The organism is Streptomyces sp. CO7, from assembly GCF_053474865.1.
Map to the genome: position 1 here is coordinate 570638 of NZ_JBRIOU010000005.1, position 8000 is coordinate 578637.

An 8000-nucleotide genomic window follows, 5' to 3' on the forward strand; every position below is an offset into this window, starting at 1 on the left:
GTGCGGAGAGCCGGTCCCCGTGGGGATCGAGTAGGGGGGGGGCCCCGGGACCCCCCCGCCGGTGGCGGCGACCCGGGTGACATCGGTGTCGCCACGGCCGTAGCGGTGCACCACCGGGGCCTGCGTGGTCGGCGTGAACCCGGCGTAGCCGATCCGCGCGGTGTGCGTGGCGTCCTTGTCCTTGTTGATCAGCATGACGCTCAGGGTGCCGTCGGCACGGTGCACGGCGTGGGCGGAGACCTGGTCGTCGGTGGTCGACGAGGCGACCATGGTGTCGCCGGCCGCGCCCAGCTTGGTGAGGGACTTCAGGCCGAAGTAGGGGTGGAACGGCGTGTTGGCGGCCGGCTGGCAGACGTCGCCGACGCAGCCGCCGCTGGAGAGCAGGCCGTAGTCGTTGAAGTCGGTGTCGCCGTCGACCGTGCTCACCTTGTCGGGGCCGTTGTGGGTGTTCCACCAGTCGACGTTGAAGACGCCGTTCTCCAGGGCCGTCATGTAGGTGTCCGCGGCGAACAGGCCGTTGGGGCGGCTGTTCATCTGGGCGTTGGAGTTGACCTCGGTGAGCGCGATGCCGATCTTCGAGGAGCGCTCCCCGGCGTAGCGGTCGATCTGGCGGCGGACCTCACGCAGCTGCCCGGGCAGCCGGGTCGTCCGGTCGAGCGCCTCGTCGGCGCTCGACCCGCCCGGGTAGGAGTGGACGATCACGAAGTCGACCGTGCCGGCCACGGCCGCCAGGACCGTGTGGTTCCAGTCGGCCGAGTCGCCCTCGCCGGTGATCCCGTCGGGCCAGTCGCCCGGGGTGGTCAGCACGGCGCCGATCTTGATCGTGGGGTCGACGGCCTTCATGGCCTGGGAGTAGGCGAGGACGTTGCGGGCGTACTCCTTGGGGCTCTTGTCCGCGTGGTCGTCGGCCTCCCAGCCGCTGCCGTAGTGGCCGTTGCCGTAGTTCTCGTTGCCGATCTCCCAGTACTTCGCCCCGTACCCCTTGGTGACGTTGGCGTACCGGACCCAGTCGGCGGCCTCCTGCGGGGTGCCGGTGCCGTAGTTGGCGATGATCATCGGCTGGCCGCCGGTGGCGCGGACGGTGCCCATGAACGCGTCGAAGCCGGTGCCGGGGGCCACGTATCCGCCGGGGGCGGTGTGGTCCTTCCAGTGGTAGATGTCGCCGTAGGAGCCGCCGGGGTAGCGCATCACCTTCACGCCCGCGGCGCCCATCAGGTCGGCGACCTCCGGGTCGTTCATGTGGGAGTCCCAGATGGCGGTGTTCACCCCGAACGCCGCCTTGTCGATGGTGCCGAGGCCGACTCCGGCGTTGACGGAGACGTCCACGGTCGCCGCGTCGGCGGCCGAGGCCTCGGCCGCCTGGCCGGCGGCGGCCGGGCCCGGGGGAACGGCGGCCAGCGCGGCGACGGTGGCCAGTGCGCAGGTCAGCACGGCGACGGGGCGTTCACGGCGTCCGCGGCCGGAGCGGACGGGACCGGACCGGACGAGACCGACGCGGCCTAACAGACCGTGGGTGAGGCGAGGGGCGAGCGGCATGGGGCGTGTTCCTCCTCGGGCGACACCGACGGCGGGGTCGCCCGGTGCCGATGGTGGTCCGCGAATCTGAGGACCTGTCATATGGGAGCGCTCCCACGATGATGCGGGGGAGGCATGACCGCGTCAATGGGGCGGACGGGAGCAGTCCTGCCGGTCCCGCGCCGCGCGCGAGGGAAGGGTCCCGGATCCCTGGGGCTGCCGGGCGGCGAGGCGTCCGGGTCCGCGGGGCCGCCGGGCGGCGAGGGGTGCGGGTCCGCCTGGAACCGCCGTGCGGGGAGGTGTCCTGGGTCCGCCGGAACTGCCGGGGGTGAGGCGTCCCGGGTCCGCGGTGCCGCCGGGCGGCCGAGGGCTCCGCGTGCGCCGGAACCGCCGCGCGGCGAGGGGCGCGCGTCCACCCGGAACCGCCGCGCGGCGAGGTGTCCCGGGTCCGCCGGAACCGGCGGGCGGGGGTGCGGCGTCCGCAGGGGTGCGACTCGCGCGGGCAGCTCCCGGCGGGACTCGCGGGGCCCGCTCCGACCGGGCGGGCCCGTCACCCGGAACAGGGGGCCAGGGGGACCGGATGCTCTTTCTCTGTGTGCTGCTGCTCGTCGCGGCGGTCGTGCTGTACGTCGTCGGCCGAGCCCAGGACAGCGGCGGCTGGAAGCTGGGCGCGGCGATCAGCGCCGTGGCCGCCGTGCTGTCCGGGATCTTCGCCTGCGTGCACGTGGTGAGCGCCTACGAGGTGGGCGTCCCGGTGACCTTCGGCTCGGTCGGCGAGCCGCTGTCCTCCGGCGTCAACCTCTCGTCACCGTTCACCGACGTCACGACCTTCTCCACCCGTCCCGTGGACCTCAACCTCGACGGCAAGGACCGCGTGGAGGTCCGCTCCTCGGAGGGCGGGGTGCTCTACGCCGACGTCACCGTGAAGTGGGCCGTCGTGCCCAAGGACGCGGTGCGGCTCTACCAGCTGGCGGGCAGCGAGGAAGGAGTGCAGGAGCGGCTGGTCACCCCGGACAGCCGGGAGATCATCCGCAACGTCTTCGCGCAGCACACCAGCGAGGAGGGCTACGCCTCGGCACGTGAGCAGATCGGCGCCGAGATCGCGGACCTGATCAAGAAGCGGCTGGCCCCGCGCGGCATCGACGTCACCGCCGTGAACCTCCGCAACGTCCGGCCGTCGGAGAAGCTGCAGGACCAGATCGACGCCAAGCTGCAGCAGGAGCAGGCGACCCAGCGGGCCGAGGAGGCCGGGCGGACCGCCGAGGCGGAGGCCAAGCGGCGGCGGATCGAGGCGAAGGGCATCGCCGACGCCAACAAGATCCTGGAGCGCTCCCTGAGCGACAAGGTGCTCTACAACCAGTGCCTGGAGGCGTTCAAGGAGGCCGCCAAGTCGCACCCGGTGTACGCCTCGCCGTGCGGCGCCGGCTCGGGCGGCTCGCCGGTGATCGTCGACGGGACGAAGAACTAGGCCCTCGACTGTTCCCAGGGGTTGGCGGGGAAACGGGTCGCCCCGGCGCGCGGAGGACCGTACTGTCCCGCGCATGAAGCTGCTCTCCGTCAATGTGGGAAAGCCCCGGCCCAACCCGTGGAAGGGCCTCAGCGCGACGGGCATCGACAAGCGGCCTGTCGACGGCCCGGTCGCCGTCAGCGCGCCCGGGCCCAAGGGCACCGGCGAGGTCGGTCTCGCAGGCGACCGCGTCCACGACGTCAAGCACCACGGCGGTGTCGACCAGGCCGTCTACGCCTATGCCCGTGAGGACCTCGACGGGTGGGAGGCCGAGCTGGGCAGGCCGCTCGCCAACGGCGTCTTCGGGGAGAACCTCACGACCCACGGCCTCGACGTCAACGGCGCCCTGATCGGAGAACGCTGGCGGATCGGGCCGGACGTGGTCCTGGAGGTGTCGTGCCCGCGGATCCCCTGCGCGACGTTCCAGGGCTGGCTGGAGCGAGAGGGCTGGATCAAGCGGTTCACCCGGGCCGCGGTGCCGGGGGCCTATCTACGGGTGATCGAGCCGGGGGACATCCGGGCCTCCGACTCCGTCGACATCGTGTACCGGCCCGACCACGACGTGACCGTCGCGCTCGCCTTCCGCGCGATGACGCTCGAACCGGACCTGCTGCCGCGACTGCTGGTCGCCGACGCGCTGATCGAGGAGGGCAGGGAACTGGCCCGCAGACGCACGACCACCTAGGTGCTCGATGTCCAACCCGGGCGGCGCGTGGCTGTCCCCGGCCCGCCCGGTGCCGCGAAGCAGCGGAGGGTCACCGTCTGCTCCGGTCCCCACCGCTGTTCGCGGTCGCCCAGGTGCCGCCAGCCCAGGCGGCGGTAGAGGGCGACCGCCGCGGTGTCGGTGGAGAGCACGTCGAGGACCGGGTGCAGGCCCGCCGCGGCGGCCTCGGCGGTGAGGTGTTCCAGCAGGGCCGCGCCCGCGCCGAGACCGCGGGCGGCGGGGGAGACGAAGAGGCGGTTCACCACCACCGCTCCGGTCCGGTCGCCGCCCCACAGACCGGGAGCCAGGTCGTCGGCGGCCGGGCGGGAGAGCGCGGCGTGGCCCACGACCAGGCCGTCCCGCTCCGCCACCCACGCGCCCACAAGCGAGGGCGGGCTGAGCCAGGCCGCGGGGTCCGCAGGCCAGTTCAGCGGGTAGCCGTCCCGCGCGTGCACGGCGCGCAGCGCCTCCACACAGGCGGGCAGGTCGGCGTCGGTGCGTTCTCTCGGCTTCAGCGCCGTCATCACGAGGCCTTCCAGGTCGGATCGGCGGCCACACGTACCGCCTTCCGCGCGGTCGACGCTCGACCGCCGTGACGTCCGCGCCGTCCGGCCGCTCGGCAAGCACAAGGCGTTCAGGGCGCTCCCCGACGACCTCGGCCTTCGACGCGGCAAGCTCAGAAGCCACTCAAGTCCGTGGACGGTACATCTGTGCCCTTCGTAGGGTGACGATCATGCCTGACATAACGCTGACCGCCGTCGTCGTGCTCTGCGTCGTCGCACTGGCGGCCGGATGGATAGACGCCGTGGTCGGCGGCGGCGGGCTCCTGCTGCTGCCCGCGCTGCTGCTCGGCCTGCCGGCCGGCGGCCAGGCCGCGCAGTTCGCGCTGGGGACCAACAAGGCGGTGGCCATCGTCGGCACCACCGGCGCGGCCGTCACGTACGCCCGCCGCACCCCCGTGGACGTCGGCACCGCCGTGAAGATCGGGCTCGCGGCCCTCGCGGGGGCCGGCGGCGGCGCGCTGGTGGCGGCGGCGCTCAGCGCGGACGTGCTCAAGCCCGTGGTGATGGTGGTGCTGCTGGGCGTCGGCGCCTTCGTCATCCTGCGGCCGGCGTTCGGCACCGTGGCGTCGGCCGAGCCGGTATCCCGGCGGCGGGTGCTCGCCGCGATCGGCATCGGCGGCGTCGGCATCGGCTTCTACGACGGCCTGATCGGCCCGGGCACCGGCACCTTCCTCGTGCTGGCGCTCACCGCGATCCTCCACCTCGACCTGGTCCGCGCCTCCGCCACCGCGAAGATCGTCAACTGCTGCACCAACGCCGGCGCGCTGGCGATGTTCGCCTGGGCGGGCACCGTCTTCTGGAAGCTGGCCGCGCTGATGGCCGTCTTCAACCTGGCCGGCGGCATGCTCGGCGCCCGCACCGCCCTCAAACGCGGCAGCGGCTTCGTCCGGGTGGTGCTGCTCACCGTCGTCTTCGCGCTGGTCGTGAAGATGGCGTACGACCAGTGGCTGGCCCAGGCATAGGCCTGGGCCCTGCGCCTGGGCGTGCGGCCCTGAGCTGTCAGCAGCGCTCAGGGGGTACGCCACGTGCTTCGGTTCACCTCGGCGGGTCCTCGCCCGTGAGCCCGTCGACGGATTCGCGGATCAGGTCGGCGTGACCGGCGTGGCGGGCGTACTCCTCGACGAGGTCGAGGAGTATCCGGCGGAGGTTGGGGCGTTCGCCGGTACGGGTGGTGTACGCGCCGAGCTGGTCCAGCCCACCCGTGGCGAGCGCCTCGTCGACGACGGCGCGGGAGCGGGCGACCGATGCCTGCCAGAGGGCGCGCAGCTGCTCGGGGCTGTCCTCCGCGGCGGAGCGGTAGTCCCAGTCGGGGGTGCTGTCCCAGTCGACGTCACTCCAGGGAGCACCGACCGGGGAGCCGAGCCACAGGCGGGCGAAGTGATTGTCCTCCACGTGCGCCAGGTGCTTGAGGAGGCCGCCCAGCGTGAGGGCGGAGGTGCCGAGGGTGGCGCGCAGGCCGGAGGCGTCCAGACCGGAGCACTTCCAGGCCAGGGTGGCCCGCTGCCGTTCGAGGGCGCCGAGGACGGCTGCCGCCTCGGTGCCGGCGAGAGGAGGCTCCGGCCACGCTTCGGTGGGGCTCTCAGTCATGGCCGCAGACCATAGTCGAGGGAACCGACAGGGGCAGTGGGCTCAGGCGTCGAGCCGTTCCGTGGTGATGGTGAAGTCCGCCGCGCGGAGCCGCCCGGTGAGGGCGTCGGCCATCGCGGTGGCCGGGGTGAGGACGCCGGCGGTGGCGGGGAGCCGTTCCTCGTCGAGGGCCAGCGCGAGGCCGCTCTCGCCGAGCATCACCGCCGTGGCCTGGTAGCCGGGGTCCCCCTGGGCGGCGAACACGGCCCGGTAGCGGGCCCCGGTGGTGCTGCGGGTGACCGTGGTCATGGTGAAGTGCCCGTTCGCGCGGGCCTTCGCGTCCGGGCCGGTGCCGGGCTCGGGTGCGATGCGGCGCAGCAGCCGCAGGCCCGGGCCGCGGGCGACGAGCGGACCGCCCGCCTGGAACGCCGCCAGCGCCACGGCGACGCCCGCCGCCACGACCGGCGCCGCCGGTGACTTCCCGGTCCACATGACCTCGCGGTACTGGAACTCGCGGCCGTAGGCCCAGTCGAGCAGGGCGGCGCTGCGGCGCACGATCCTCGTGTTGTGCGCGGCCATGATGAAGGTGGTGACCCACCCGGGCATGCCGGGGACGACGTCGGTGGCCCGGCGCAGCGCGTGGTCCTTCTGGGCGCCCAGGTCGGGCTCGCGCCCGCGGTCGGGGCTGAGGGCGTAGGGGTCGGCGAGCACCCGTCCCAGCGACCGGTCGGCGGCGACGGCCGCCATCTGGGTGATGCCGGAGTCGACGGTGCCGCCGGACATCCCGCCCTTGAGGGCCGCCACCAGCGTGGTGCCGGTCATCCGGCCGGCGTCGTCGTCGGCCAGCCGGCGGTGGAGCAGGTAGGCGTTCAGGTCGGAGGGGACCGAGTCGAACCCGCACGAGTTGACGATCTTCGCGCCGGACGTGGCGGCGACCTCGTGGAACCGGTCGGCGCACTCGCGCACGAACAGCGGCTCCCCGGTGAGGTCCGCGTAGTGGGTCCCCGCCTTCGCGCAGGCCTCCACCAGCGGCAGACCGTAGCGGGCGTAGGGACCGACCGTGGTCACGACGACCCTGGTCCGCTCCGCCATCGCCGCCAGGTCGGCGGGACTGCCCGCGTCGGCGACGATCGTCCGCCAGGCGGAGGCGCCGTCGCCGAGCGTGTGCAGGAGGGCGTCCAGCTTCTCCGGCGAGCGGCCCGCGAGCGCGATCCGGGTACCGGCGGGCGCGGCCCGTGCCAGGTACTCGGCGGTGAGCGCCCCCACGAAACCGGTGGCGCCGTACAGCACCAGGTCGAACTCCCGCCCGCTCATGCGCTGTGCTCCGTTCCTCGCCCGCGGCCGGCCGCGGGCGGGTGGTGGGGTTGCCGGTCCGGTCCACGGAGTTTTCCACGGCACGGCGCTCACGGACACCCCGCTGCGAGGTCGGGACGCCGGGTGCGGCCCCTCCGGGGGTGGGGCGTCGCGCCCGGAGGGTCAGGGGCGCGCGGTAGTTGGCGACGGACAGCGGAGGTGTCCGGCGCTCCCGTCGCTCTCGCCCGGCGATGCGGGAGTGCCGCCGACTCCCGCGCCCCTGCACCAACGAGGTAACCGGCAGGCGCGCCGCGGCGCTTGCCGAGGTGGCGTCGGCGCGAGGCCGCTGTGTCCGCGCCGCCCGGTGTTTGCGCAGCTCACGCATGGCGGCGGGTGCGGCGACGGGCCGTGCGGACCGGTCGGCGAACGGGTGAGGGAGCGGCGCGGGACAATGACCGTGACCGGAGCGAGGACCGCACACCGCGCGGAGGGACGACGACCATGGCCGAGTGGCTGACCGTGCTCACCACCATCGACTCCCCGGAGAAGGCGCAGGCCCTCGCACGGGGCGCCGTGGAGGCGCGGGTCGCGGCCTGCGCGCAGATCGCCGGGCCGGTGACCTCGGTGTACCGCTGGGAGGGCGTGGTGGAGACCGCCGCGGAGTGGCAGGTGCTGTTCAAGACCACGGCCGCCCGCTACGAGGCGCTGGAGGCGCACCTGCGCGCGGCGCACGACTACGAGACGCCGGAGATCATCGCCACGCCCGTGGTGCGGGGCGACGCGGCGTACCTGCGGTGGATCGAGGACGGGACGACGCCCGAGGCGGGGGCCGCGACGGGGACGGGCGAGGGGC

At 73.8% G+C, this 8000-nt stretch carries 8 protein-coding genes and 1 pseudogene; 5 read left to right on the top strand and 4 right to left on the bottom strand.

What is annotated here, in order from left to right; translation table 11 throughout:
- Window positions 1–1536 (bottom strand): alpha-L-arabinofuranosidase (locus ACOV8S_RS21090; RefSeq protein ID WP_448319381.1); only part of this gene is annotated, 1536 nt, incomplete at its 3' end.
- Between the two features lie 559 nt (window positions 1537–2095).
- Here ACOV8S_RS21090 and ACOV8S_RS21095 point away from each other — a divergent pair.
- Together ACOV8S_RS21095 and ACOV8S_RS21100 are read left to right on the top strand one after the other, a co-directional pair.
- Window positions 2096–2983, top strand: coding sequence for a prohibitin family protein (locus tag ACOV8S_RS21095; RefSeq protein ID WP_448319382.1), 888 nt, complete (start codon window positions 2096–2098; stop codon window positions 2981–2983).
- A 73-nt stretch (window positions 2984–3056) separates the two neighbouring features.
- Window positions 3057–3707, top strand: a complete 651-nt coding sequence (locus ACOV8S_RS21100; protein WP_448319384.1) for an MOSC domain-containing protein — start codon at window positions 3057–3059, stop codon at window positions 3705–3707.
- Here the strand turns inward: ACOV8S_RS21100 and ACOV8S_RS21105 are convergent.
- Window positions 3704–4249 carry an N-acetyltransferase family protein gene (locus ACOV8S_RS21105; protein ID WP_448319386.1) on the bottom strand — a complete coding sequence of 182 codons (546 nt, stop codon included), beginning with the start codon at window positions 4247–4249 and terminating at the stop codon, window positions 3704–3706. The two genes, ACOV8S_RS21100 and ACOV8S_RS21105, sit on opposite strands and share 4 nt — an antisense overlap.
- A gap of 55 nt (window positions 4250–4304) precedes the next feature.
- On the opposite strand from ACOV8S_RS21105, the pseudogene ACOV8S_RS21110 reads away from it, so the two are divergent.
- Both ACOV8S_RS21110 and ACOV8S_RS21115 read left to right on the top strand, forming a co-directional pair.
- Window positions 4305–4388: pseudogene (locus ACOV8S_RS21110) on the top strand (VapC toxin family PIN domain ribonuclease); the annotation flags it as partial.
- 70 nt (window positions 4389–4458) lie between these two features.
- Complete coding sequence (locus ACOV8S_RS21115) at window positions 4459–5250, top strand: sulfite exporter TauE/SafE family protein (RefSeq protein ID WP_448319387.1); 792 nt, start codon at window positions 4459–4461, stop codon at window positions 5248–5250.
- A gap of 73 nt (window positions 5251–5323) precedes the next feature.
- Here the strand turns inward: ACOV8S_RS21115 and ACOV8S_RS21120 are convergent, their stop codons facing one another.
- Together ACOV8S_RS21120 and ACOV8S_RS21125 are read right to left on the bottom strand one after the other, a co-directional pair.
- A complete protein-coding gene (locus ACOV8S_RS21120; protein WP_448319389.1) occupies window positions 5324–5875 on the bottom strand; it encodes a DinB family protein in 552 nt (183 codons plus the stop codon).
- A gap of 42 nt (window positions 5876–5917) precedes the next feature.
- Window positions 5918–7168, bottom strand: coding sequence for a saccharopine dehydrogenase family protein (locus ACOV8S_RS21125; protein WP_448319391.1), 1251 nt, complete (start codon window positions 7166–7168; stop codon window positions 5918–5920).
- Window positions 7169–7648: 480 nt separating this feature from the next.
- On the opposite strand from ACOV8S_RS21125, the gene cutA reads away from it, so the two are divergent.
- The coding region (gene cutA, locus ACOV8S_RS21130; RefSeq protein ID WP_448319393.1) for a divalent-cation tolerance protein CutA at window positions 7649–8000 on the top strand (352 nt) is incomplete at its 3' end.

Coding starts and splice junctions, on each gene's coding strand:
- ACOV8S_RS21115 (WP_448319387.1), top strand. CDS start 4,459: ATGCCTGACATAACGCTGACCGCCGTCGTCGTGCTCTGCGTCGTCGCA.
- ACOV8S_RS21125 (WP_448319391.1), bottom strand. CDS start 7,168: ATGAGCGGGCGGGAGTTCGACCTGGTGCTGTACGGCGCCACCGGTTTC.
- ACOV8S_RS21100 (WP_448319384.1), top strand. CDS start 3,057: ATGAAGCTGCTCTCCGTCAATGTGGGAAAGCCCCGGCCCAACCCGTGG.
- ACOV8S_RS21095 (WP_448319382.1), top strand. CDS start 2,096: ATGCTCTTTCTCTGTGTGCTGCTGCTCGTCGCGGCGGTCGTGCTGTAC.
- ACOV8S_RS21105 (WP_448319386.1), bottom strand. CDS start 4,249: ATGACGGCGCTGAAGCCGAGAGAACGCACCGACGCCGACCTGCCCGCC.
- ACOV8S_RS21120 (WP_448319389.1), bottom strand. CDS start 5,875: ATGACTGAGAGCCCCACCGAAGCGTGGCCGGAGCCTCCTCTCGCCGGC.